Origin of the sequence: Streptomyces sp. NPDC050842, assembly GCF_044456565.1 — a bacterium.
Lineage (GTDB): Bacteria > Actinomycetota > Actinomycetes > Streptomycetales > Streptomycetaceae > Streptomyces.
The window spans coordinates 242,155-267,737 of the sequence record NZ_JBITGA010000008.1 but is presented as its reverse complement, the minus strand read 5'-3'; the positions used below and the strand labels follow the sequence as shown (position 1 = coordinate 267,737).

The 25,583-nt window shown below is 68.1% G+C and carries 14 protein-coding genes; 7 read left to right on the top strand and 7 right to left on the bottom strand.

Translation table 11 applies throughout. The features are described from left to right. Nucleotides 1-24 precede the first annotated feature (24 nt). Complete coding sequence (gene ngcE / locus ACIBG6_RS27260; protein WP_399225244.1) at nt 25-1,473, bottom strand: N-acetylglucosamine/diacetylchitobiose ABC transporter substrate-binding protein; 1,449 nt, start codon at nt 1,471-1,473, stop codon at nt 25-27. 537 nt (nt 1,474-2,010) lie between these two features. Between ngcE and ACIBG6_RS27255 the strand changes: the two genes are divergently transcribed. Next, nucleotides 2,011-2,967 carry an FG-GAP repeat domain-containing protein gene (locus ACIBG6_RS27255; RefSeq protein ID WP_399225243.1) on the top strand — a complete coding sequence of 319 codons (957 nt, stop codon included), beginning with the start codon at nt 2,011-2,013 and terminating at the stop codon, nt 2,965-2,967. Between the two features lie 96 nt (nt 2,968-3,063). Here ACIBG6_RS27255 and acnA read toward each other — a convergent pair whose 3' ends face one another. Both acnA and ACIBG6_RS27245 read right to left on the bottom strand, forming a co-directional pair. Beyond that, nucleotides 3,064-5,781, bottom strand: a complete 2,718-nt coding sequence (gene acnA, locus ACIBG6_RS27250) for an aconitate hydratase AcnA (RefSeq protein WP_399225242.1) — start codon at nt 5,779-5,781, stop codon at nt 3,064-3,066. Nucleotides 5,782-6,016: 235 nt separating this feature from the next. Beyond that, on the bottom strand, nt 6,017-6,877 hold the full coding sequence (locus tag ACIBG6_RS27245) for a maleylpyruvate isomerase N-terminal domain-containing protein (protein ID WP_399225241.1): 861 nt from the start codon (nt 6,875-6,877) through the stop codon (nt 6,017-6,019). A gap of 140 nt (nt 6,878-7,017) precedes the next feature. Between ACIBG6_RS27245 and ACIBG6_RS27240 the strand changes: the two genes are divergently transcribed. Beyond that, complete coding sequence (locus ACIBG6_RS27240; protein WP_399225240.1) at nt 7,018-7,374, top strand: VOC family protein; 357 nt, start codon at nt 7,018-7,020, stop codon at nt 7,372-7,374. A gap of 51 nt (nt 7,375-7,425) precedes the next feature. After that, complete coding sequence (locus tag ACIBG6_RS27235; RefSeq protein ID WP_399225239.1) at nt 7,426-8,955, top strand: helix-turn-helix domain-containing protein; 1,530 nt, start codon at nt 7,426-7,428, stop codon at nt 8,953-8,955. Nucleotides 8,956-9,037: 82 nt separating this feature from the next. Here the strand turns inward: ACIBG6_RS27235 and ACIBG6_RS27230 are convergent, their stop codons facing one another. Together ACIBG6_RS27230 and ACIBG6_RS27225 are read right to left on the bottom strand one after the other, a co-directional pair. Then, the gene (locus ACIBG6_RS27230; RefSeq protein WP_399225238.1) at nt 9,038-10,612 is read right to left on the bottom strand and encodes an N-acetylmuramoyl-L-alanine amidase; all 1,575 of its coding nucleotides are present in this window, start codon (nt 10,610-10,612) and stop codon (nt 9,038-9,040) included. A 245-nt stretch (nt 10,613-10,857) separates the two neighbouring features. Further along, nucleotides 10,858-11,334 carry an MmpS family transport accessory protein gene (locus ACIBG6_RS27225; RefSeq protein WP_399225237.1) on the bottom strand — a complete coding sequence of 159 codons (477 nt, stop codon included), beginning with the start codon at nt 11,332-11,334 and terminating at the stop codon, nt 10,858-10,860. Between the two features lie 1,318 nt (nt 11,335-12,652). Between ACIBG6_RS27225 and ACIBG6_RS27220 the strand changes: the two genes are divergently transcribed. Together ACIBG6_RS27220 and ACIBG6_RS27215 are read left to right on the top strand one after the other, a co-directional pair. Continuing rightward, nucleotides 12,653-20,302, top strand: a complete 7,650-nt coding sequence (locus ACIBG6_RS27220) for a DNRLRE domain-containing protein (RefSeq protein ID WP_399225395.1) — start codon at nt 12,653-12,655, stop codon at nt 20,300-20,302. Nucleotide 20,303: 1 nt separating this feature from the next. Next, nucleotides 20,304-20,876, top strand: coding sequence for a hypothetical protein (locus tag ACIBG6_RS27215; RefSeq protein WP_399225236.1), 573 nt, complete (start codon nt 20,304-20,306; stop codon nt 20,874-20,876). A 1,128-nt stretch (nt 20,877-22,004) separates the two neighbouring features. On the opposite strand, the gene ACIBG6_RS27210 is transcribed toward ACIBG6_RS27215, so the two are convergent. Next, complete coding sequence (locus ACIBG6_RS27210; protein WP_399225235.1) at nt 22,005-22,484, bottom strand: hypothetical protein; 480 nt, start codon at nt 22,482-22,484, stop codon at nt 22,005-22,007. On the opposite strand from ACIBG6_RS27210, the gene ACIBG6_RS27205 reads away from it, so the two are divergent. After that, complete coding sequence (locus ACIBG6_RS27205) at nt 22,450-23,031, top strand: L,D-transpeptidase (RefSeq protein WP_399225234.1); 582 nt, start codon at nt 22,450-22,452, stop codon at nt 23,029-23,031. The genes ACIBG6_RS27210 and ACIBG6_RS27205 overlap by 35 nt on opposite strands. 69 nt (nt 23,032-23,100) lie before the next feature. Then, nucleotides 23,101-23,712 (top strand): hypothetical protein, encoded by a 612-nt coding sequence (locus ACIBG6_RS27200; protein WP_399225233.1) that lies wholly within the window; start codon nt 23,101-23,103, stop codon nt 23,710-23,712. A 274-nt stretch (nt 23,713-23,986) separates the two neighbouring features. On the opposite strand, the gene ACIBG6_RS27195 is transcribed toward ACIBG6_RS27200, so the two are convergent. Next, complete coding sequence (locus tag ACIBG6_RS27195) at nt 23,987-25,540, bottom strand: MFS transporter (RefSeq protein ID WP_399225231.1); 1,554 nt, start codon at nt 25,538-25,540, stop codon at nt 23,987-23,989. Between the last annotated feature and the right edge of the window lie 43 nt (nt 25,541-25,583).

Below are 25,583 nucleotides of genomic sequence, written 5' to 3'. Positions count from 1 at the left end.
GGCGGGAAGGGGCCCCGGCACTGCTCACTGGTGCTTGTAGTGCTTGATGTTCGGGTCCTTGGCCGCCTCGTCGGCGAACTTCTGGATCTTCTTGATCGTCTCGGCCGGGGTCGCGCGGCCGGCCATCATCTCGCCGATGCAGGCGACACCGATCTTCTCCTTCTGCAGGGCGACGTACCAGTCCTGCAGGCGCGGGTTGACGACGTTCTGGCCGGCCTTGTCCAGGGCGGCGACACCGGACTTGAGGCCCGGGGTCAGCTCGATGCCGTCGGTGCCGCCGTTGAAGGCGGAGAGGGACTTCACGGACTGCGTGAAGTTCTTGGACGAGGCCTCGCTGAGCATGATGCGCAGCTGCTCCATGCCACCCTCGGCGTTCGCCGCCTTGGCCGGGACGATGAAGGGCTCGCCGCCGGAGGCCCACATGGTGCCGAAGGGCATCTTGTCGGAGGCGTCGAGGCCGCTCGGCGCGGAGACGGCCAGGTCGAAGTCGGCCGGCATGGTCTTCGCCGCCTCGTTCTCGACCCAGGAGCCGTTCGGGATGAAGAGCGCCTTGTTCTCGGTCCAGGCGGTCTGCGACTGGATGTGGTCGAGGCCGGGGGTGCCCTTGAGGATGTAGCCCTTGCGCTGGAGTTCGTAGTACGCCTCGAAACAGGCCTTGACCGCGGGGTGCTCCCAGGCCTTCGGCTCCAGGTTGTCGATGGCGTCCAGGACCTCGCGGCCGCCGACCTTGCCGATCATCGGGTAGAGCGAGAAGGGCAGGTAGTACGGGTGCTTGCCCGCGTACGTCCAGCCGGCGATGCCCTTCTTCTTGGCCTTCTCGCAGACGGCCAGCATCTCGTCCCAGGTCTCGGGGTACTTCGCGTCGAGGGAGTCGAGCAGCTTCTGCGAGTACCAGACGCCGTAGACGGTGTAGGCGTAGTAGAGGACCCAGACCGGGGCGCCGTCGAACTGGCCCATCTCGACGATGCCGGGCCGCAGGGTGTCGCGGACCGTCTTCTTCGGGTCGTCGATGGAGGGCGCGTCGAGGAGGGCGGTGAGGTCCGCCAGCTGCTTCTGGCCGACGAGGACGCCCATGTCCATCTGCTCGGCGCCGGAGTTGTCGATGAGGTCCGGCGGGTTGCCGCCGTTGAAGCGCGGCTGGAGGACCGTCGTGATCTTCTGAGTGGGGGTGAACTTGACCTTGGCCTTGGGGTAGCTCTTCTCATAGATCGTGATGGCGTCCTTGGCGTACTGCTGTCCGAAACCGCCGTCGAAGAGGACGAAGTCGAGCGCCGCCCCCTCGTTCACCCCGAGCGGGTTCTTTTCGGACTTCGTGCCCTTCTGGACCTTTTCGTTTCCGTCGCCGCCGCTGCTCGCACAGGCGGAGAGGAAGCCCATCGTCGGCACCGAGATCAGGCCGATCGCCGCGGAACGCTTGATCAGATCGCGACGGCCGACGCCGCCCTCATTGGTGTGTGCGGAGGTGGATCCCATGCTCAAGTCCTCGCCTTCATTCAGGACTCAGGCGGTGTACCGGTCGCCCGTACTCACTCGCCACAGGCGAAGGGCCCCGCCACCGCGGTCATTTGCAGCCGGGTCGTGCACGCGTCGGGCCGTCGTCGGAGTGTTCCGACTGGCTGGACGCCGACAGGTATAGTCCACTTCCCTTCACCTGAGCAAGATCGAAAGCAGGTTTCCGCAACCATCTTTCCCGAGTTGAGACCTCCGGGATAAGCGCGCCGAATCTGCGGCGTTTCGTCCAACCGTTGGCCCTGTAACACCCTTGACAGCACATCAGACCTCCACATATTGCAGGCCTCGTCGCGCCATTGGTGGGACCCAACCGTACGGAGAGGGGAGGTGAAGGGGCAAAGGCGGACATACGTCCGTGACCGAAACAGTTGTGTCACAGACCCCCCGTGAGATGAAGATTCCGTAAGGAAGACCGGGATCATGGAGGTCTCGCCGACGCCCGTCCTCGCGACGGAGGCGCGGCGAACCTGCCTGTTCCCTACGCATATGGAGTCTTACGTGGCCAACTCTTCTGGCCTGAACCGCACGGGCGTGCTGTCCCGTGTCACGGTCGCGGCGATAACGGCCGGCCTGCTCGCCACCACGACGGCCGCCGTCGCGGCGGACGCGCCGGTCGCCACCCCGCGCGCGGCGGACGCCTCCGTCGCCGCACCGCAGTCGGAGCGCGTGTCCGCCGCCGCCGCCTCCGCGACCGCCGCCTCCGGGGCCGCGCTCAACAACCTCTACGGCTGGCACACCAACGGCGACATCATCGGCTACACCCCCGTCGGCGGCGGCGCCATCCAGCGGATCGCCGGGCGGCAGGGCTGGGACTGGGTGGGGTACAAGAACTTCACCCAGGCGGACACCGACGGACAGCCCGAGGCGGAGGGCTGGTACCACGCCGACGGCTGGTACGCCGTCAACCGCACGGGCCGGCTGCACTACGCCAGCAACGGCCCGGTCCGCGACCTCGGCGGCGGCTGGAACATCTACAACAAGGTCGTCTCGGCCGGCAACACCGGCGGCGGCGCCCCGGACGACGTCCTGGCCCGTGACGGCTACGGCGTGCTCTGGCACTACCTGGGCAACGGCAACGCGTCCCTGACCCAGCGCTACCGCGTCGGTTCCGGGTGGAACCAGTACACCCAGATCGCGGGCAAGGGCGACGTGACCGGCGACGGTCGCGCCGACGTCGTCGCCCGTGACCGCAGCGGCGTCCTGTGGCTCTACAAGGGCACCGGCAACTACCGGTCGCCCTTCGCGACCCGGACCCGCGTCGGCAGCGGCTGGAACATGTACAACAACATCTTCTCCCCCGGCGACCTGACCGGCGACCGCCGCGCGGACCTGGTGGCCCGCGACAGCGCCGGTGCGCTGTGGCTGTACAAGGGCGCGGGCAGCTCGTCCAACCCGTTCCCCTCCCGCATCAAGATCGGCACCTCGGGCTGGAACGGCTTCGGCGCGCTGTTCTGATCGACCCGGTGATACGGAAGGGCCCCGCTCCTCGTCACGAGGAGCGGGGCCCTTCCCGCTTGCTACCGGATCAGCAGGCGTCAGCCACGACTGTGCTCAGCCACGGATGAGGTTGCGGAGCACGTACTGCATGATGCCGCCGTTGCGGTAGTAGTCCGCCTCACCGGGGGTGTCGATGCGGACGACCGCGTCGAACTCGACACCGGTGTCGGTGGTGACCTTGACCGTGCGGGGCGTGGTGCCGTTGTTGAGCTCCTCGACGCCGGTGAAGGAGAAGGTCTCCTCGCCGGTCAGACCGAGGGACTCGGCGTTCGCGCCCTCCGGGAACTGGAGCGGCAGGACGCCCATGCCGATGAGGTTCGAGCGGTGGATGCGCTCGTACGACTCGGCGATGACGGCCTTGACGCCGAGGAGCGCGGTGCCCTTGGCGGCCCAGTCGCGGGACGAGCCGGAGCCGTACTCCTTGCCCGCGAGGATCGCGAGCGGGGTGCCCTGCTCGATGTAGTTGCGCGAGGCGTCGTAGATGAACGACACCGGCGCGTCCGCCTGGGTGAAGTCGCGGGTGAAGCCGCCCTCGGTGCCCGGCGCGATCTGGTTGCGCAGGCGGATGTTGGCGAACGTGCCGCGGATCATGACCTCGTGGTTGCCTCGGCGCGAGCCGTAGGAGTTGAAGTCACGACGCTCCACACCGTGCTCGGTGAGGTACTTGCCGGCCGGGGTGTCGGCCTTGATGGCGCCGGCCGGGGAGATGTGGTCGGTGGTGACCGAGTCGCCCAGCTTGGCCAGGACGCGCGCGCCGACGATGTCGGTGACCGGGGTGGTCTCCATCGTCATGCCCTCGAAGTACGGGGGCTTCCGGACGTAGGTGGACTCGGTGTCCCACTCGAAGGTGTTGCCGGTCGGGATCGGCAGGGCCTGCCACTGAGCGTCGCCCGCGAAGACGTCCTGGTAGGACTTGTTGAACATGTCCTCGCCGATGGCGTTGGCCACGACGTCGTTGACCTCGGCCTCCGTCGGCCAGATGTCGGCCAGGTAGACGGGCTTGCCGTCCTGGTCGATGCCGAGGGCGTCCTTGGTGATGTCCACCTTCATGGAGCCGGCGAGGGCGTACGCGACGACCAGCGGCGGCGAGGCCAGGTAGTTCATCTTGACGTCGGGGTTGATGCGACCCTCGAAGTTACGGTTGCCCGAGAGCACCGAGGTCACGGCCAGGTCGTGCTCGTTGACGGCCTTGGAGACCTCCTCCGGCAGCGGGCCGGAGTTGCCGATGCAGGTGGTGCAGCCGTAGCCGACGAGGTTGAAGCCGACCTTGTCGAGATACGGGGTCAGGCCCGCCTTGTCGAAGTAGTCGGTGACGACCTTCGAGCCCGGGGCGAGGGTGGTCTTGACCCACGGCTTGCGGGTCAGGCCCTTCTCGACGGCCTTCTTCGCGACGAGCGCGGCGGCGACCATCACGTACGGGTTCGACGTGTTGGTGCAGGAGGTGATCGCGGCGACGGTGACGGCGCCGTGGTCGATCTCGTAGGTCGAGCCGTCGGGGGCCGTGACGGTGACCGGCTTCGACGGAGCGCCGTTGGGGTGGTTCGCCGGAGCGTCGGAGGCCGGGAAGGACTCCTTGCCCGCCTCGTCGACCTCGTCGACGTAGTTGCGCACGTCCAGCGCGAACTGCTGGGCGGCGTTCGCGAGGACGATGCGGTCCTGCGGGCGCTTCGGGCCGGCGATCGACGGGACGACCGTGGAGAGGTCGAGCTCCAGCTTCTCGGAGAAGTCGGGCTCGGCGGCCGGGTCGAGCCAGAGGCCCTGCTCCTTGGCGTACGCCTCGACGAGCGCGACCTGCTGGGCGTCACGGCCGGTCAGGCGCAGGTACTTCAGCGTCTCGCCGTCGATCGGGAAGATCGCGGCGGTGGAGCCGAACTCCGGCGACATGTTGCCGATGGTGGCGCGGTTCGCGAGGGAGGTGGCGGCGACGCCCTCACCGTAGAACTCGACGAACTTGCCGACGACGCCGTGCTTGCGCAGCATCTCGGTGATCGTGAGGACCAGGTCGGTGGCGGTGGTGCCGGCCGGGAGCTCGCCGGTCAGCTTGAAGCCGACGACGCGCGGGATGAGCATGGAGACCGGCTGGCCGAGCATCGCGGCCTCGGCCTCGATGCCGCCGACGCCCCAGCCGAGCACACCGAGGCCGTTGACCATGGTGGTGTGGGAGTCGGTGCCGACGAGGGTGTCGGGGTACGCCTGGCCGTTGCGGACCATGACCGTACGAGCGAGGTGCTCGATGTTGACCTGGTGGACGATGCCGGTGCCCGGCGGGACGACCTTGAAGTCGTCGAAGGCGGTCTGGCCCCAGCGCAGGAACTGGTAGCGCTCCTTGTTGCGGCCGTACTCCAGCTCGACGTTCTGGCCGAAGGCGTCCGCGGTGCCGAACTTGTCGGCGATGACGGAGTGGTCGATGACCAGCTCGGCCGGGGAGAGCGGGTTGACCTTCGCCGGGTCGCCGCCGAGCTCCTTGACGGCCTCGCGCATGGTGGCGAGGTCGACGACGCAGGGCACACCGGTGAAGTCCTGCATGATCACGCGGGCGGGCGTGAACTGGATCTCCTGGCTCGGCTGAGCCTGCGAGTCCCAGCCGCCGAGGGCCCGGATGTGGTCGGCGGTGATGTTCGCGCCGTCCTCGGTGCGGAGCAGGTTCTCCAGGAGGACCTTCAGGCTGTAAGGGAGGCGCGCGGAGCCCTCGACCTTGTCCAGCTTGAAGATCTCGTACGACTCGTCGCCCACGCGCAGCGTGCTGCGGGCGTCGAAGCTGTTCGCCGACACGACAGTCTCCTTCATCAATGTGCGCGTACTACCGTCATGCTGCCGCCACGACCCCTCGCCAATCCGCTAAGGTAAGGCTTAGTTAGGGAACCCTTACCGGGCAGGCGGCCACGGTGCGCCGTAAGCAGTTATCTCGATGTCGAGATAACTCTAGTGCATCCCCGCCGCTCGGTCATGCCCGGCCGCCCTGTGGATCCGAGGTGGCGTTCGTCTCTCCGGGTCTCCGTCTCCCGAGTCAGGGGGTGGCGACGAGTTCGCCGAGCCGCGTCGCGAGCCACGGCCTGCGGCCGCCCGCTCGCATCCGACCCGAAGCGATCGTCTTCCAGATCGGCGTGCGCCGGAAGGAGACGAGCAGGAAGGCCGTCGGGTCCACCGTGATCCTGCAGTCGTACGCGCGCGGCGGCGCGTCGCGCGTCACCGTCATCGTCCCGTCGTCGACGACGACCGCGAGGCGCGGACCGCCCTTGACGACCAGGTCGAACGCGATGCGGACCCCCCGCGCCTTCGCCGCGTCCAGGGCCAGTCCCATCATCGTCGGCATCGACTGCCCGATCACCAGGCTCGCCTCGTCCCGGCCGATCGGCCACGGAAGCCCGGCGCCGCGCGCGATGTCCAGACCGTGCACGAGGCTCTCACTGAGCATCAGGCCGGTCACCACCGCCACCGTGAGCGTCGGCTCCGGCCCGTACCAGGGCGCGGTGACCGGGGTGTCCGGGGCGAGGCCCTCGGTGGTCCGCAGGAACGTCTCGCCCCGTTCGGCGAGGAGCTCGCCGAGCCGGGCGCGCCCCTCGCCGTCGAGCAGGCCGATCGAGGTGGCGTTCAGGGCCGCGATGCGCTCGACGAAGGGCAGGTCGCCCGGCGGGAGGATGCCGCCCCAGTCCAGGGAGCCGTCGGCGGTGACGACGGAGCCGTACGCGAGGTACACGGACGCGAGGTGCGCGCCGACGTCGCCGACGCTCCACCTGGGGACGCCGGCGGGGGCGTCCAGGTCGGGGGCGTCACGGAGCAGTCGCGCGAGGCGCGGAATCGCGGCGGCCAGCGCGGTGCGGGTCTTCTCGTGCTCGGAGACGGGATCGAACGTCGTGACGGTGCCCATGCCACTCCCCATGCCATTCCCCATGCTGCGGACGGGCCCGCAGATTACCGCCGAGTAGCGCGGCGGCGATAGACGTAACGCCGGACACCGATGGCCGCGCACGAATGGCCGGGGACGGCCGACGGGCCGAGGATCGAGCCATGTTCAACGGCGCGCACGTGATTCTCTACACCCAGGACGCGGAGGCCGACAGCGCCTTCCTCAAGAACGTCCTCGGCTTCGACCACGTCGACGCCGGCCGGGGCTGGCTCATCTTCAAGCTGCCGCCCGCCGAGATCGCCGTGCACCCCACGGAGGGCGAGCCGAAGCACGAGGTCTACCTCATGTGCGAGGACATCACCCGGACCCTGACGGCCCTGGAGGACCGGGGCGCCGAGATCTCACGCCCCATCACCGACCAGGGCTGGGGCCTGCTCGCGGCCGTCCGGCTGCCGAGCGGCACCGAACTCCCCCTGTACGAACCGCGTCACCCGACCGCGCACACGCTGTCACCCTGACGGCCCACCCCAATGACGAGCACCATCTCATATCTGAGATAACGTGACGCCATGGCAGACGACTACCTCGTACGCATCGGCAAGCTCATCCGTGACGCCCGGCAGCACCGTGGCTGGACACAGACGCAGCTTGCCGAGGCACTGGCCACGAGCCAGAGCGCCGTCAACCGGATCGAGCGCGGCAACCAGAACATCAGCCTTGAGATGATCGCCCGGATCGGCGAGGCCCTCGACAGCGAGATCGTGTCCCTGGGTTACGCGGGACCCATGCACCTCCGCGTCGTCGGACGCCGCCGGCTCTCCGGGGCCATCGACGTCAAGACGAGCAAGAACGCCTGTGTCGCGCTGCTCTGCGCCTCACTCCTCAACAAGGGCCGCACGGTCCTGCGCCGGGTCGCCCGCATCGAGGAGGTCTTCCGGCTCCTGGAGGTCCTCAACTCCATCGGAGTGCGCACCCGCTGGATCAACGACGGGATGGACCTGGAGATCGTGCCGCCGGCCGAGCTGGACATGGAGTCCATCGACGCCGAGGCCGCGATCCGCACCCGCTCGATCATCATGTTCCTCGGCCCGCTGCTGCACCGCATGGACCGCTTCAAGCTGCCGTACGCCGGCGGCTGCGACCTCGGTACGCGCACGATCGAGCCGCACATGATCGCGCTGCGCCGCTTCGGCCTGGACATCACGGCCACCGAGGGGATCTACCACGCGCAGGTCGAGCGCTCGGTCTCCCCCGACCGCCCGATCGTCCTGACCGAGCGCGGCGACACGGTGACCGAGAACGCGCTGCTCGCCGCCGCCCGCCACGACGGCGTGACGGTCATCCGCAACGCCTCCTCCAACTACATGGTCCAGGACCTGTGCTTCTTCCTGGAGGCGCTGGGCGTCCGCGTCGACGGCATCGGCACGACGACCCTGACCGTGCACGGCGTACCGCAGATCGACGTCGACGTCGACTACTCCCCCTCCGAGGACCCGGTCGAGGCGATGAGCCTGCTCGCGGCGGCGGTCGTCACCGAGTCGGAGCTGACGATCCGCCGGGTCCCGATCGAGTTCATGGAGATCGAGCTCGCGGTCCTGGAGGAGATGGGCCTCGACCACGACCGCTCGGCGGAGTACGCGGCGGACAACGGCCGTACGCGCCTGGTCGACCTGACGGTCCGCCCCTCCAAGCTGGAGGCGCCGATCGACAAGATCCACCCGATGCCCTTCCCGGGCCTGAACATCGACAACGTCCCCTTCTTCGCGGCCATCGCGGCCACGGCGCAGGGCAAGACCCTCATCCACGACTGGGTCTACGACAACCGCGCCATCTACCTCACCGACCTCAACCGCCTCGGTGGCCGTCTCCAGCTCCTCGACCCCCACCGCGTCCTGGTCGAGGGCCCCACGCGCTGGCGCGCCGCCGAGATGATGTGCCCGCCGGCCCTGCGCCCTGCGGTGGTCGTCCTCCTGGCGATGATGGCGGCCGAGGGCACGTCGGTCCTGCGGAACGTGTACGTCATCAACCGCGGTTACGAGGAACTCGCGGAGCGCCTGAACTCGGTCGGCGCGCAGATCGAGATCTTCCGGGACATCTGAGAGGCCGTCGGACCTTTCGACACCAGACGGCCGGGGCCCTGTGGAGGGTCCCGGCCGCCGCAGTTCGTGGTGGGCGTGCTCGTCAGTTTCCGGTGGCGTACGGGGAACCGCCCGCAACCGTACGGATCGCCGGGAGTTCGGAGTACAGGGTCGCGCCGGGGCAGAGCGTGGCGTATCCGTCGCGGTGTCCGGAGACGGTGTTCAGGGTGGCGGCCTGGCCCTTCTTCCACACGCCGGTGTCGGCGGCGGCGGTGAGGGTCACCTTCGCCTCCGGGTCGACGCCGTGCAGACCGAGCTTCCAGGCGGCGATGTCGGCGATGGCCTGCTTGGCCGCGGCCGTCGGCGTACCGCCGTTCTCGTAGTCACCGAGCAGGGAGATGCCCGAGGAGTAGCTGTTGAACCCGTAGGTGTGCGCCCCGAGGACGGGCCGGTCCACACCGCCGGCACGGCCCTCGAAGACCGTGCCGCACTTGTCCACGAAGAAGTTGTAGCCGATGTCGTTCCAGCCGTTCGTCTTCACGTGGAACGTGAGGATCGCGCGGATGATGGCCGGAGAGTCGGCGCAGGTGTAGTCGTTCGTCCCGGCGGTGTGGTGGACGAAGACGGCGTCGACCTTGTTCAGGTACGAGGGCGGGTCCTGGACGAGGGACTCGTCCGCGCCCCAGCCGGCACGGCTGACGATGGCGGGAACGGCCGGAGCGGCCGAAGTGGTCGGAGCGGTCGGACCGGTGGTGCTGGGCTCGGGGGTGAGCGTGGGGCCGGTCGGCTCCTCCGTGGGCTCCACCGTGGGCGACGTGCTGGGGGTCTCGGTCGACGGCCCGTCGGTCGGCCCGTCGGTCGGAGCCACGGTGGGTTCGTCGGTGGGAACGTCGGTCGGCCCGTCGGTGGGCACGTCAGTCGGAGCCACGGTGGGCTCGTCCGTCGGCCCTTCCGTCGGGTCCGTGCCCGGGGCGGACTCGGTCGGGGTGGTGGACGGAGCCGGGTCCTCGGGCGTACCGGCCGAAGCCGTCGGCTCCTCGGTCGGGGCGGGACCGGAGGGTTCCGGTGCCGGGCCGGCGGGGGTGGTCTGTGTGGCGTCAGGGGAGGCGGTGGGCTTGCCGCTCCCCTTTCCGCCGCCGCTCTTGCCCTTGCCCTTGACGGTCTCGCCGGGGTCGATCATGTCGAGGCGGAGCGCGTCCGGTACCGCGGTCTCCTCGCCGTCCGCGACGACCCGCGCCTCGACCCCGTCCGACGGGCCGACCCACAGCGGCTCCGAGGCGCCCCGCACGTCCGGCTCTTGGCCCTCGGTGGACTCCGGTGCCCGTACGTCGAAGTCGAGATCGCGCCATGCGCTCCACTCGCCGGTGGCCGCCGTGCGGGTACGTATCTGAGCGGTGCCCTCGAAGGTGTCGCCGCTGTCCTCCCACGAGACGCCGATGAGCGAGAACGTCTGCGTCCCGGTGCGCGGGAGCGCTCGCTTCTTCGGGTCCTTGCCGTCCAGGGCCAGCACGTGCGCCTTCGCCGGCTGTGCCCCGTCACCGGGCCCCACGTCCTCGCCACCCGCCGAGGCGGCGACGGCGGTCACACCCGTGGCTCCCAGGACGACGACTCCTGCCGCGAGCCAGGCTGCGTGTTTCTTGCCGTTCGCCCGCCTGGCGCGAGCTCCTCTCGGACTCATGTCCCATCCCTTGTGCGCAGCTGATCAGTATCCGCGGGCGGTCGCCGACGGCTTTTCCTGTCGTGGCGCGGGAATCGAGGGGTAGCAGTACGGATTCGACGATCCTTTGGTTTCGATCGCGTTGTGGCTGCGCGGAGTTCCGACCCCGTATTCCCGTCGCACGGCGCAGTGGTTATACATGACATGACCACTCCGGCGCACCCGAGTGGGCAAACCGGACAGCGGGTGTTCTTACGGGCGTCGGGTCACTCTTCGCCGTCGCCGGAAAGCCGCTCGCCGGAGCACGTGGCACGCCCGAACTCGCCCGTGGCGGTGGCGCGCTGGACGTATTTGCCGCGGATCGTCAGTGTGCAGGCTGCCTGTCCGCCCTTTCCGTCGAGGATGACAGCGACGGTCGGGGCTTTGCCGAGGGGCGCCTGGACCGACTTCTTCCAGGGGAGCGTGACGCCCTTCTCGACCGTGGCCGTTCCGTCCTCGCTGCGGGCGAGGTAGGAGATCTCGGCCGTCCCCGTTCCCGTGACTTCGTACGTCACCTCGGCCGTTGGCGCAGCCTGCGGCTTCGGCTGCTCTTCGGTGTTGAGCATGCCGTAGCCGACCAATCCGAGACAGGCGAGCAGGACGATTCCGGCGACCAGCAGCCCCCGTCGGTCCGGCGAGCCTTCGGTGCTCTCGTGTTCGCTCTCCTGCTGTGCGGTGTTTTCCGCGATTTCACTGCTTGACATGTAAAGAGCCCGGCTCTCGATGGACTGACAGATGAACCGGGCGGTTATACACCATGCCGTTGGCCAATCGCGAGCGAGCGGAAGAATCGGGCGAACAACCCTCCCCAGAGCGCGCGATTGCCCCCTTATGTCACCAGGATTGACTTGGCGTCAGAAGACTGGTTAGAAAGCCCCCTGCGACTCCGCGAGCTCGCGTTTTTCTGTTTCTCGCGGTCAGCTCGCATTGCTCCAAGCCGGGCGGAAACATCCGCTCCGGCTCGTTCGGCGTGCCCATTTCGCGCGCAGTGACGCGGGTACGCCGATACCGAAAGGTATTCAGGTGAAAGTTCCACACAGGAGATTCCTCTCCTGTCTGGTCGTGGCGGCGATAGCGGGCACGCTGTTGCCGCAGGCCGCCCACGCGGCCCAACCGTCGTCGTCCACGGGTGACGACACCGGTGTCTTCGACACGATCGCGGGCTGGTTCTCGGACGACGGTGAGGAGGCGACGAGGCCCCCGGTCGGCGGGACGCTGGAGATACCCAGCCGGGAGAAGCTGCCGAAGGGTGAGAAGCTCCCGAAGGCGCAGCGGGTCAAGGAGCTGACGGGCAAGCGCACGTCGCAGGCGCGTTTCTGGCAGTTGTCGGACGGTCGGATCGAGGCCGAGCTGACGGCGGTGCCGACGTCGTACAGGTCCGGGACGTCCTGGAAGCCGGTCGAGACCACCGTGCGCGCCACCCGGGACAAGGGCTTCGACTTCGCCAACACCGCGAACGCCGGCAAGAGCTGGTTCGGCTCCGACGCCGAGAAGTTCATGCGGTTCGAGGCGGAGAGCGGCGGGGCGGTCACCTTCGGTCTCACCGGTGCCGGCGCGCTCAAGCCCGAGGCGAAGGGCGACCGGGTCGTCTACAAGGACGCCGTCTCCGGTGCGGACCTGTCGTACCGGGTGGGCAACGGTCAGGTGAAGGAGGACATCGTCCTCGCCGAACGCCCGGCCGGTCCGGTGTCGTTCACCTTCACCCTGGACACCGAGGGCGGACTGACGCCGAGGACCCGCAAGGACGGCTCGATCGCCTTCTTCGGCGAGGCCCCGGGTACTCCGGTGATGGTGATCCCGGCTCCGTACATGACGGACGCCGCGAAGGATCCGCAGTCGGTCACCGGTGGCACGTACAGCACCAGGGTCACCCAGAAGCTGACCCGGGACACGGACGGCAAGGGCTGGAAACTGACCGTCACGCCGGATGCCGAGTGGCTCGCGGCGAAGGAGCGCCAGTACCCGGTCGTCATCGACCCGACGATCACGATCACGCCGATCGCCTCGGTCTCCGAGGACACGATGGTCCAGTCGGACCAGCCGGCGGCGAACTTCAACAACACCTGGAAGCTGTCGGTCGGCAAGACCGACACCGGCATCGCCCGTTCGCTGATCAAGTTCCCGCTGAGCGAGCTCCCGGCGGGGGTGAAGGTCGACGCGGCCCGGCTGAGTCTGTACTACGACCAGTCGCACACCACCAACGGCAACGTGGTCGCCCTGGAGGCGCACCGGGCCACCGGGGCGTGGAGCGAGGCGGGTGCTTCGCCCGCGACCTGGTCCAACACCAGCGCCCTGGTCGGAGAGTTGTCCGGCACCACCGTGTCCCTGGACGACGGCGACGCCGGTACGGCCGCGGTCGGTGAGTGGCCCAGGGGCACCACCACTGGTGGCGCGGCGACCAACGACGACTACGCCTCCAACAAGAACGCGCTCACGGGCGAGTCGTACACCTGGCAGCCGAGGGTCCCGGAGACCGACACCTACCGGGTGGACGCGCACTACCCGGCCGCCGCGGACGCGGCCACGGCCGCCCCGTACACGATCACCCACAACGGCGGCACCAAGAACTACACGGTCAACCAGACCGGCACCGGCGGCGTCTGGAAGACACTCGACGCGGCGGAGCTGAGCTTCGCGAAGGGCACCGCCGGGAAGATCGTCCTCGGTGACACCGGCTCGGCCACGACCCGTACGCTGGCCGACTCGGTGCGGCTGGTGAACCCCGCCGAGATCACCAAGGCCGCCTGGGACTACAACAAGTGGCACGACTTCCCGGTCGCCGACACCGTCCAGAAGTGGGTCTCCGGCACGGCGGCCAACCATGGCTTCGTGCTCAAGGCCAAGGACGAGTCGGGCACCGCCCCGACCGGCGGCCCCCGTTACGCGGCCGCCGACGGCAACACCTACGGTGACGAGACGTCCACGTATCCGCGCCTGACGGTGACCTACGGCGCTGTCGGCACGTCGCTGAACTCGCCGACCGTGGTCCACTCCACCGGTCCGGAGCTCTCGTGGCCCACGTACGCCAACGGCAGCGGCGACACCGGTCTGGACATCGTGGAGTACCAGCTGCACCGCTCCACGCAGCAGGCCTTCACCCCGTCCGCCGCGACGCTGATCGCCCCGATCGCGTCCACGGCCACCGCGTACACGGACACCACGGCGGTGCCGACCCCGGACTCCTCCTCCAGCGAGATCGGGAAGTCGTACTACTACCAGCTCGCGGTCAAGACCAAGAACGGGCAGCTGCTCGGGTCGCCGACGCGGATCGTGGGCATCCCCAAGGCCGGCCGGACGATGAGGATCATCCAGGCCGGTCAGGTCGACACCACGCTCTCCTCGCAGCAGCCGACCGTGAACCACGACGGTCTGGTCTCCGGCAAGGCGCAGACCTGGCTGAGCGTCGGCAACAACTCCGGTACGTACGGAAAGACCCGCGCCGCCCTGAAGTTCCCCACCACATCCATCCCCACCACCGCCACGGTGCTGGAGAACAAGATGTACATGTGGGGCGCGGAGACCACCAGCACGACCAACGGCGCGATCTACGAACTCCACTCCCTGAACCGGGACTTCACCGAGACCCAGGCCACGTGGAACAACGCGAACTCGACGACCCCGTGGACCACCGCGGGCGGTGACTTCTCCGCCACCGTCTCCGACACCGTCCCGCAGATCACCGACGAGGTCGGCCGCCACTGGTGGGACGCCACCGGACTCATGCAGTCCTGGGTCAAGACCCCCGCCGACAACAAGGGCGTCCTGGTCAAGCTGAAGGACGAGACCACCACCGGCCCGCAGGAACGCACCCTGTTCCTGTCGTCCGAGGCGTCCGACCCGCAGCTGCGGCCGTACATGCAGGTCATCTACGTCGACTCGACCACCGAGGACACGTACTACGCGCCCACCACCCCGGCCCGGATGACCCCGAACTCGCAGTACGCGGTCGAGTTCACGGTCACCAACACCACGTCCACCGCGTGGGCAGCGGGTGAGCGGCAGCTGTCGTACACCTGGAAGCTCCCCGACGGCACGGACGTCACGACGGGTGGCAACCAGCTGTCCACCGCGATCCCGGCCCTCCTGCCGGGCAAGTCGGCCACCATCCAGGCGCAGGTCAAGACCCCGATCAACTCGGACTCCGGCAACAAGCGCAACGAGTACGTACTCGGCTGGGACGTCCGCAAGATCTCCGACGGCAGCTGGCTCTCCGCCGGCACCGGCGGCATTCCGTCGCTGAAGCAGAACGTGGCGGTCGAGGACCCCACCTCCAACAGCCTCGGCCTGGAGAAGTTCTACAGCTACACCGGCAAGAACACCGGCGCAGGCTCCACGGTCATGAACAACCTGGCCTCCGGCAACAGCGTCTGGCAGTACAACGCCTTCAGCAACCCGGGCCGGGGGCTGAGCACCTTCGTCCGGTTCGCATACAACAGTCTCGACACTTCCGACACGGTCGCCGGTCACGGCTGGTCGATGCAGGCCGCGGGGCCGATCCGGCTCGGCGCTCCGTTGGACTTCCACCCCAACCCGAACCCGACGGAGATCCGGCTTCCGGACGGCGACGGCACCACACACGTCTTCCGCAAGCAGGGCGACGGCACCTGGAAGGCCCCGGCGGGCGTCCACTACAAGGTCACCATGAAGGCGGGCCTGGACTGCAAGCCCTCCAAGGACCCGGTCCCGGACGCCTGGACGCTGACCCGTCCCGACGGCACCCGCTTCGTCTTCGGCTGCGACGGCTACCTGACGTCCACGGTCGACAAGAACGGCAACACCCAGACGTTCACGTACGAGGAGCGCAAGTCCAACAACAAGCCGACCAAGTTCCTGACCTACATCACGGACCCGGCCGGCCGTCAGTCGCTCACCGTCGACTACTTCAAGAAGGGTGACGCGTCCTACGGGTACATCGACAACACGGGCGCGAAGGTCACCGGCTCGAACCTGAACAACTCCAAGATCTACGACCACGTGAAGTCCATGAAGGACGTCTCGGGCCGCACGATCACCTTCCACTACACGGACAAGGGCATGCTCGGCCGCATCACCGACGGCGCCGGCTCCGCTCAGCCCAAGGTCTTCTCGTTCACCTACGACGCCACGCAGGGGAACAAGAACGTCAAGCTGGTCAAGGCCACCGACCCGCGCGGCAACGCCACGCAGCTCGCGTACTACGCGCCGCAGACCGGTGACGACCCGAAGTACCACTGGTGGACCAAGACGATCACCGACCGTCTCCAGGGCGCCACGGGCTTCGCGTACGCGGTGAACGCCACGAACACGAAGTTCACGGACGCCAAGGTCACCGACGCCGAGTCCCGTGCCACGGACTACGTGACGGACGACTTCGGCCGCCCGGTCCAGACGACCAACGCCACGTCGCGGACCACGAAGATGTCGTGGGACGCGGACAACAACGTCACGTACATGGAGGAGGCCAACGGCGCCAAGACCGCGTACTGCTACGACCAGAAGACCGGCTACCCGCTCTGGAAGCGCGACGCCGAGAACAACAAGGCAGGCGTCCCGCCCGCCTCGGAGTGCGCGCCGGGAACCTTCCCCGCGAACTCCCTGCAGTACACGTACACGACCCGTCTCGACGGCTTCTCGGCCGACCTCGCTGCCAAGAAGTCCCCCGAGGGCCGCACGTGGCAGTTCGGCTACGACACCTTCGGCAACCTGAAGACGGTCACCGACCCCAAGGGCGTCGCCACCGCGACGGCGGGTGACTACACCACGTCGTACACGTACGACTCCTACGGTCAGCAGACCAAGGCGACGGACGCCAACGGCAACCCGACGACCAACAGCGGCTTCGGGCCCACCGGATACCCGACGACCATCACCGACGCGCTCGCCAAGCCCACGACGTTCGTCTACGACGTCCGCGGGCAGGTCACCGAGGTCACGGACGCGCTGGGCAAGAAGACCACGCAGACGTACGACACGTACGGGCGCCCGCTGGTCAAGACCGTTCCGAAGGACCAGGCCGCCGGTGTCCTGATCACCACGCCCGCCCCGGTGTACGACGCGAACGACAACGTCACGTCCTCCACCACCGTCAACGGCGCCGTCTACAGCGCGGTCTACGACGCGGCCGACCAGGCCGTGTCCACGACGGACCCGAAGGACACCTCGGTCTCGGCGGCGCGGACGATGGCCTACACCTACGACAAGGCCGGGAACCTCCGCACCGTCACCGAACCGAAGGGCACGCTGACGACGGCGGATCCCTCGGACTTCGTCACCACCCTGACCTACGACGAGATCCACCAGCTCACGACGGTGCAGGACGCCGCCGGGGACAAGATCTCGTACGCCTACGACAGCGTGGGCAACGAGACGCTCGTCGTCGATCCGAAGAAGAACGCCTCCGCCGACACCACCGACTACACCGCGAAGACCGACTACGACCTGAACCACCGTGTCGTCTCGGTCACCGACGCGGCGGGGCACACCACCCGGCAGTCCTACGACAAGGACTCGCTCGTCGTCTCGACGACGGACGCGGAGAACAACACCACCACCTTCGCCTACGACGAGCGCGGAATGCGCAGCGAGGTGAAGGTCCCGCACAAGGACACGACCCCGGTCACCCACCGGACCACGAAGTACGAGTACGACCAGGTCGGCAACACCACCAAGGTGATCACGCCGCGCGGCGCCGAGACCGCGGCCACCGAGGACTTCGCCTCGCGGACCGAGTACGACGCGCTGAACCGTCCGGTGAAGCAGTTCCAGCCGTACGACCCGAACGACACCCGCTACAACGACCCGAACGTCTACATCCAGACGTTCTACGACGCCGTGGGCCGCGTGGCCAAGTCCTCGCTGCCGCCGTCGGAGGGCCAGACGGTCCGTAACGACACGGGTTACAGCTACTTCGACAACGGCTGGACGAAGTCGTCCACCGACCCGTGGGACATCTCCACGACCTACGACTACAACGAGCTGGGCCGGCAGACGGCCCGCACGCTCACATCCGCCGGTGGCTCCTCGAACCGGACCATGACGTGGTCGTACTACCCGGACGGCAAGATCCGGTCCAAGGCGGACGACGGAGTGCCGGTCGGCAGTGCGGTCGTCCTGGTCGACAACTCGGACAGCCAGAACACCTCCACGACCGGCACGTGGGCCACGGGTGACGTCACCGGCCAGCACGGCTACGACCACCGCTCCCACGCCGCCGGCACCGGCACCGACGCCTTCGCGTGGAAGCTCAACATTCCCAAGGACGGCACGTACACCGCGTACGTGAAGTACCCGAAGGTCACGGGCGCCACGACGTCGGCGAAGTACACGGTCAAGCACGCCACCGGCACGGTGGACGTGACCAGGGACCAGACCGTCGCCGCCGAGACCTGGGTCAGCCTGGGCTCGTACACCTTCACCCAGGGCAACGCGGCCGAACTGAAGCTGTCGCAGAACAGCGGCGGCACGGTGGTGGCCGACGCGGTCAAGCTGGTCCGGAACACCGCCGGCGAGACCGACACGGAGAAGCACAGCTTCTCCTACGCGTACGACGTCAACGGCAACATGACGTCGATCGACGACACCTCCTCCGGTGCGAAGGTCGACGCCTACACGATCGCCTACACGGGCCTCAACCAGGTCCAGAAGGTGACCGAGGCCCTGACCGGCCAGGAGAAGAAGGCGACGTCCTACACGTACGACGCCAACGGTCTGACGGAGACGATCACTCATCCCGACCAGCACTCCGCGTACGCCTACGACCTGCGTGACCTGGTCAAGACCGTCACGGTCGGGAAGACGGCCACGGACTCCTCGCCGAAGGTGACGTCCTACACGTACACCGCCCGCGGCCAGAAGCTGAAGGAGACCAAGGCCAACGACAACACCGTCGACTACGGCTACTTCCTCGACGGTGCGCTGAAGTCCACGTCGGAGAAGAAGCCGAACGGCACGCTCGTCACCTCGCACACCTACGCCTACGACGCCAATGGCAACAAGGCGCAGGACGTGGCGAAGAAGATGAACGCCGACAACCACGCGGCGTACCTCGACTCAACGACCGACTACACCTACGACCCGGGCGACAGGCTGGCCAAGACGGTCAAGACGGGCAACGGCGCGGGCACGGAGACGTATGTCCACGACGACAACGCCAACGTCATCAGCCAGACGGTCAAGGGCACGTCGACGACCTTCCACTACGACCGCAACCGGCTGCAGTCCGCGTCGACCTCGGGGCTGACCGCCGACTACACCTACGACCCGTTCGGCCGCCAGGAGTCGGTCACCAGCGGCGGGCAGGTCGTCTCCCGCACTGTCTACGACGGATTCGACCACGTCGTCGAGTCCCAGAAGATGGACGACACGGGTGCCCTGAAGTCGACCACGTACGCCTTCGACCCGCTGGACCGGACCACCTCGAAGACGGCGGGCGGCAAGACGACCGAGTTCGCCTACCTCGGCGTGTCGAGCGAGGTGCTGAACGAAGAGGTCGCCGGCGAGCTGACCAAGTCCTACCAGTACAGCCCGTGGGGCGAGCGGCTCTCGCAGATCAAGCACAACGCGGACGGCACGACCGAGGACTCGTTCTACGGTTACAACAGCCACACCGACGTGGAGACGCTGACCGACGGCGCCGGCGACACCAAGGCCACGTACGGCTACAGCGCCTACGGTTCCGACGACGCGTCGGAGTTCACCGGTGCGGACAAGCCCGACCCGGCCGCTCCGGGCAAGGAGGAGTACAACCCCTACCGCTACAACGCGAAGCGCTGGGACACCCAGTCCGGCACCTACGACATGGGCTTCCGGAACTACGACCCGGGCCTGAACCGCTTCACCACCCGTGACATGTACAACGGCGCTCTGGCCGACATGGGCCTCGGCAGCGACCCGTACACGGGCAACCGCTACGCCTTCACCGGCGGCAACCCCGTCAGCCGTGTCGAGCTGGACGGGCACTGCTTCGGCTGGGGCTGGTGCGAGGACGCGGTCGACGCCGGCGGGGAGGCCCTGGACTCGACACTGGACTGGGCCGACCACAACTCCGACGCGCTGCTCGACGCGGGTGGCAGCCTGCTCGAAATGGCCGGCGGAGTCGGCAGCATGTTCGGCGGAGCCGCCCTGGTGGCCGGCTCCGTGGGCGGGTGCGTGGCAGGAGCCATTCCCACCCTCGGCACGGTCTGCATCGCCAGCGCGGCCGGCGTGGTCGGCGGCGCCGGGCTCATCACAGCGGGCGCGTTTGTCTCCGTCCACGGTGCGATGGGCCTCGGCGACAGCATCGCCCGCATGGAGAGCACCGGTGGCGGTGGCGGTGGCGGTGGCTCTTCCTCGAGCGGCGGCGTCACCATCACCGATGAGGTCAAGAGTTACATCGATAGCAAGCACACCGTCGGCGGCCCGGACAGAGGTCCGGACGGCACGGCTTGGACCATGGACTGGGACGCTCGCACCCGTGTGATCGATGATGTCCTCCAGCAGGACCCGACCGGGGTGCCCAACACCCAGAACAGGACGGGCACAATCCACCGTGCGGAAATCGGTGATGAGCTGCTCGACGAGCTCGGTATCGACCGCGTCGGTGTCGCAGGTCAGCGGCAGGGCGAGTACGACATCTACGATGTCGAGGTCGTCCTCAATCCGGACGGCTCGCTGCGTGACGCCTACCCCTACAATCCCATCGATTTCGGGAACTAGCATGGATGTAAACGACAACAGCGGCGAAGGCCGCAGAGACGTCGCCTTCACCTGGGTACCGGTGGGCGACGGCGGGGAAGCAGCCAAGATCCTCGCCCGTGGAGTGCTCAGCGATCTCGTGAACCTGCCGGAATGGCAGATCCGCGAGCGAAGCTTCTTCGGGGACATCTCGCTCGAGATTGATGGAGTCGAGTTCCACTACCGGCACGTTCCGGTCCTCGACTTCCTTTTCTCCTGGAGGTATTCGCTGGACGCCCTGGCGCTGGACGGCACGACCGAGATGGAACTGGCCGAGCGGGCCGGTCCGACCCGGCTCGCACTGTCCGGTCCGGACGTGTCGCTGCGGCACCTCTCCACCGGGGCATCCACCTCGTGCACCTACGTGGAACTGCTCAGGGCGGTCCTCCGTTTCGGACGAGACGTGCTGGAGGAACTGACCCGCGCGCATCCGGACCTGCTGGTCAACGACACTGTGGAACAGCTTTACCGCGACCTCGGAATGCGGGGCCTCGGCGAGGAGCAGTTCGCGCGTCACAGCGCAGCGATGGCCAAGCGCCATCAACGCGCCGGCTGACAGTAGGTGAATGAAGGGGCCCTGTTCCCGCCAATTCCGGCGAGAGCAGGGCCCCACCCAGGGCGATTGCAAAGTCACGGTGATGTCGTGAGCGTGCAGGTCGCGGCGGTGTGACGATGCCGGGAGGGTCCGCGATCGGACGCAAAGAAGCTCCGTTGTGGAGGTGAGACCGAGGCCCGCGGCCCGAGCCCCCGCTCTCAGGTTCTCCGTCGCCGCCCCGAGCCGCCGTCACTCACCGCGTTTCCCACGCCACACCCACGGCCACCGCCACCCAGTCGGCGTCGACGAGCGAGTCTCTCTGTCGCGCGTAAGAGAAGGCCCTGGGCAAGGGCGGGGCGATGGCAGCCGCAGCCTGGAAGCGTCTGGTTGCCGCGGCAGGCGGCAAGGATGTCCCGCCCCGTACCGCGGCTCCCTCTCGGCGCCCGAGGCCACGGCCTCGTCCCCGGTATCCGGGAACAAGCGTTGTGATCAGCCCTCCAAGAACTCGTGGGACACCCACACCACACCCGAAGCCAGCAGTTCGATCCGTCACCCCCAGGATCGCTGAGCACGAGAAGCGTCCTTTGGATCACCGAATCGTTGGGCCGGCCATTTAGGGATGGGAAAATTGCCCAGCCGAGTAGTTGGTGATCCCCCGTTGCTGCCGTCCTCGGGGCGGAGCCGCCTTCGGTTGCCCCATAAAAGTCGGAGAATTGTGCAAATGTCACAGGTCGAGCAGATCCTGGAAGCAGTCGTGCCCAGTGCTGACTCCACCGTCGGCCAGTCGACGTGTACGTTTTCCGACCTACGGACCGAACACCTCGCACAGCCGCTTGAAATCCGCCGGAAGTGGCGCGCGCTCGAGCTGTCCTGCGCGGATCCGGAGTAACGAATCCAGCCGGCGTCGCACCGATCCTCCAGGAGCTCGGTGCGTACGTCGGCGACGTGTTCGTGCGGCATGCACCAGGGGACGCGGTTCGCGGGTGCGGGGGGGCTCACGGCTCGGGAGCGGCTCCGGGCGGCTGCGCCAGAGGTCGTGAGGCGTGCCCGCAATGTCCGTCGCCTGGTGCCGGTGGCCGCGGACCTTGTATAACCGGGCCGCCTTGATGCGTGGCGGTGTGCGCCGCGCTGTGACGACGAACCGGGGATTCACTTCGTGCTGCGCTCTGCCCATCGGTACGCATCCGTGCTGGCCGTCATCGGGACGATGACTCCCGTATCGGCCTGTGGCGGCCAGAAGGAGCCTGCCGGTTCCGCGGTGTCCGCCGCGCCCGGTCCCGAACTGGGCGACCAGGCGGCGGGGGACCGCTCGGCGCCGGCGAGTCCGGACGCCTCGCCCTCCGCCTCCACCTCGGCGCCTCCCTCGGCGTCTCCCTCCGCATCGGCTTCGACCTCGGCGTCTCCCTCCACCTCGGCGTCACCCTCCACCTCCGCACCCCCGTCCGTGTCGTCCTCCGCGCCCCGGTCCGCCTCTGCCGAGCCCTCCGGAAGAGCGGCTCCGACGACGAAGCCCGCGGGGACCACGGTCGGCGGCGGGACGGGCAGCGGGTCGGGGGAACAGACGTCAGCGCCCGCCGCGGCGCCGGATTTCCCCGTGCCGGTGGAAGTCGGGGACGCGACGCAGATCATCACGGTCAAGGCAAGCGGCTCGTACGCCACCGTCACCGCGTGGCAGAAGGGCTCCTCCGGCTGGAAGGCGCAGTTCTCCACGAGCGCCGGGCGCGTGGGCTCCAACGGTGTCGTGGACGGCGCGACCCGCCGGCAGAACACGTACACCTCACCTTCGGGCACGTACACGATCACCGAGGGCTTCGGCGTCGAGTCCGGCGGGACCGCCATGCCGTACACCAAGGTCGACGACCGCCACTGGTGGGTGCAGGACCCGGAGTCGACGTTCTACAACCAGATGCACACGGCGGAGGGCGCGGACTTCCCGCTCACCGAGTCCGGTGAGCGCGGCAGCGAGCACCTGATCAACTACCCGACGCAGTACGCCAAGGCACTCGTCATCGACTTCAACCGGCGGCCGGCCGTGCCTGGCCGCGGTGCCGGGATCTTCCTGCACGTCAACGGCAGCGGTGCGACGGCCGGCTGTGTGTCGGTGCCGCGGGCGACGATGGACCGCTTCATGGGCTGGGTCAAGCCGTCGGCGAACCCGCGCATAGCCATCGGCTGAGCCTCGGATGCTGGCCGAGGTGAGAGGAGAGCAACGATTTCGCAGAGTGCCTGGCGCCGGCGCCATGTCGTGCCCGTCGCCAAGGAAGCAGGACTTGTCCCGGACGGCAGTGTGTTCAGGATGCCGGGGGAACACGGCGACTGCGCGGTGCTCGAGCTGCAAGCGCACCCGATGGATCCGAAGCGCCAGAGCTTCTTCGTCCGGGTGTCCATCGTGCCGCTGACGGAGCGTGCCTGGACCCAGCGCCGGCACTGGGAGCAGGCCAAGGACCACCTTCCCGGTTCGGGCTCCGGGATGCTGAGGTGGGAAGTGACGCCACCTGCGGCTGTGGCTTTCGATCCCCTGGGCGGCAGCTCGGTCAGCGGTCTGTGGACGTACGGAGCAGGCGTCGAACCGGAGGAGTGCGCGCAGCAGTTGATCGAAATGCTGCGCGAGCAGACGTTCCCGGCCATGCGGCGATTCCTGGACCGCGATGCCCTGGCGGCTGAGATGCGGCAGCGGTCCGATCAGCTGCGGCATCGTCGTCCGCCCGGCTGGGCAGCCGTACTCCTCAGCGTGGACCGGGTGTCATCGACAGCCTTGGAACCCCTGCTGGAGGGGGTGGAGGCCGACTATCCGCTGGCGGATGAGTTCGTCGCCTGGGCCCGGGAGTACGCGGCACGGCGCAGTACGGCCGGCTGACGCCTCCTTCCGCGCAGGGCAGAAATCGCCCCGGCCCATGGACGGTGATTCGCACCTCGGCGCGAACGCGGCGGGCCGCTTCCGGTTCAGCACACGACACGATGGAGGAAGATTTGCCCTCGATAGACGAGGTCGCCACCTGGGAGCCTCGGTCGGGATGTGGTGCGAGACGTTGCCCATGTCGGTGGAACCGCCGCGGATCGTCACCTCGGCGGAGGTCGCCGTGCTGATGCGCACCTACAAACGCGCCGGGTTCGCGTCCCGGTGACCCCCCTCAGGCGCCGGGCATCATGCCGCCGCCCTTGAGGCGTTCGATGTCCGAGGGCCTGACCTGGATCACGATGAGGGCGATCAGGAAGGAGAGGATCGCGAAGACGGCGGCCACGATGAAGCCGGCCGAGACGCCGTTGGTCAGGACCTCGTCGCTCCAGGGGGGCGGGAGTTGTCCGGTCTCGGCGAAGCGGGCCTTCTCCAGTGGCCCGGCCTGGGCCAGGAAGGCCGGTACCTGCTTGTCGGCCTCGTTGCGGCTGGCCGTGCCGAAGACCGTCACGAGGATCGACAGGCCGAGCGAACCGCCCACCTGCTGGGTCGCGTTGAGCAGGCCGGAGGCGGCTCCGGTGTCCTTGACGGCGACGTTGGAGAGGGCCATCAGGGTCAGCGAGACGAACATGAAGCCCATGCCGAAGCTGAAGACCAGCATCGGCCCGAGGATCGAACCCAGGTACGTCGAGTCGATGTTGGTCAGGGTGAGCCAGGAGAGGCCGGCCGCCAGGCAGAGCGAACCCACCACCATGAACGGCTTCGGGCCGAACTTGGGCAGGAGTTGGGAGGTGATGCCGGCGGCGACCGCGATGACGGCGCTCACCGGGAGGAAGGCGAGGCCGGCTTCGAGCGGGCTGAAGTCCAGGACGGTCTGCACGAACAGCGTCAGGAAGAAGAACATGCCGAAGATCGCGGCCGCGAGACAGAGCATGATGCCGTAGGTGCCCGCGCGGTTGCGGTCGGCGAACATGTGCAGCGGAGTGATCGGCTGCCGGGAGCGCCGTTCCACCAGGATGAAGGTCACGAGCAGGACGACCGCCGCGGCGAAGGAGGCGATCGTGTACGGGTCGCGCCAGCCTTCCTGGGCGGCACGGATGAACCCGTAGACCAGCGCCACCATGCCGAGCGTCGAGGTGAGCGCGCCGGTCACGTCGAAGTGGCCGGGCTGGCGCGCGGACTCCTTGACGTGCCGGGGTGTCAGGAAGGCGATCAGCAGGGCGATCGGCACGTTCACGAAGAAGATCCAGCGCCAGTCGAGCCATTCGACCAGGATGCCGCCGGCGAGCAGGCCGATGGCACCGCCACCCGCCGACACGCCCGCGAACACGCCGAAGGCGCGGTTGCGTTCGGGACCCTCTTCGAAGGTCGTGGAGATCAGCGAGAGGGAGGTCGGCGAGGCGATCGCGCCGCCGACGCCCTGGAGGGCGCGGGCCGCGAGGAGTTGCCAGTCGCTCTGGGCGAAGCCCGCGAGCAGAGAGGCGAGTCCGAAGAGCAGGACGCCGAAGATGAAGACCCGGCGCCGGCCGAGGATGTCGCCCGCGCGGCCGCCGAGGAGCAGCAGTCCGCCGAAGGTGAGCGTGTAGGCGTTGACGACCCAGGACAGGCTGGTGGTCGAGAAGTCCAACGACTGCTGGATGTCGGGCAACGCGATGTTCACGATGGTGATGTCGAGAACCACCATCAGCTGACAGGAGGCGATCACGAACAGAGCGATGCCCTTGCCGTCTCCGTCGCTCTTGCGCGGGGCGGTCGCCGTCGGGGTCGTCGGCTTCGGATCACTGGTCATGGCTACTCATGACGCATCGCGCCCTACCGGTGGGAGCCGTGGG

Excerpts from the sequence above, each read along its gene's own strand:
- ngcE (WP_399225244.1), bottom strand. The coding sequence starts at position 1,473 with ATGGGATCCACCTCCGCACACACCAATGAGGGCGGCGTCGGCCGTCGC.
- ACIBG6_RS27245 (WP_399225241.1), bottom strand. The coding sequence starts at position 6,877 with ATGGGCACCGTCACGACGTTCGATCCCGTCTCCGAGCACGAGAAGACC.
- ACIBG6_RS27240 (WP_399225240.1), top strand. The coding sequence starts at position 7,018 with ATGTTCAACGGCGCGCACGTGATTCTCTACACCCAGGACGCGGAGGCC.
- ACIBG6_RS27235 (WP_399225239.1), top strand. The coding sequence starts at position 7,426 with ATGGCAGACGACTACCTCGTACGCATCGGCAAGCTCATCCGTGACGCC.
- ACIBG6_RS27230 (WP_399225238.1), bottom strand. The coding sequence starts at position 10,612 with ATGAGTCCGAGAGGAGCTCGCGCCAGGCGGGCGAACGGCAAGAAACAC.
- ACIBG6_RS27225 (WP_399225237.1), bottom strand. The coding sequence starts at position 11,334 with ATGTCAAGCAGTGAAATCGCGGAAAACACCGCACAGCAGGAGAGCGAA.
- ACIBG6_RS27220 (WP_399225395.1), top strand. The coding sequence starts at position 12,653 with ATGGTCCAGTCGGACCAGCCGGCGGCGAACTTCAACAACACCTGGAAG.
- ACIBG6_RS27215 (WP_399225236.1), top strand. The coding sequence starts at position 20,304 with ATGGATGTAAACGACAACAGCGGCGAAGGCCGCAGAGACGTCGCCTTC.
- ACIBG6_RS27210 (WP_399225235.1), bottom strand. The coding sequence starts at position 22,484 with ATGATCTGCGTCGCGTCCCCGACTTCCACCGGCACGGGGAAATCCGGC.
- ACIBG6_RS27195 (WP_399225231.1), bottom strand. The coding sequence starts at position 25,540 with ATGACCAGTGATCCGAAGCCGACGACCCCGACGGCGACCGCCCCGCGC.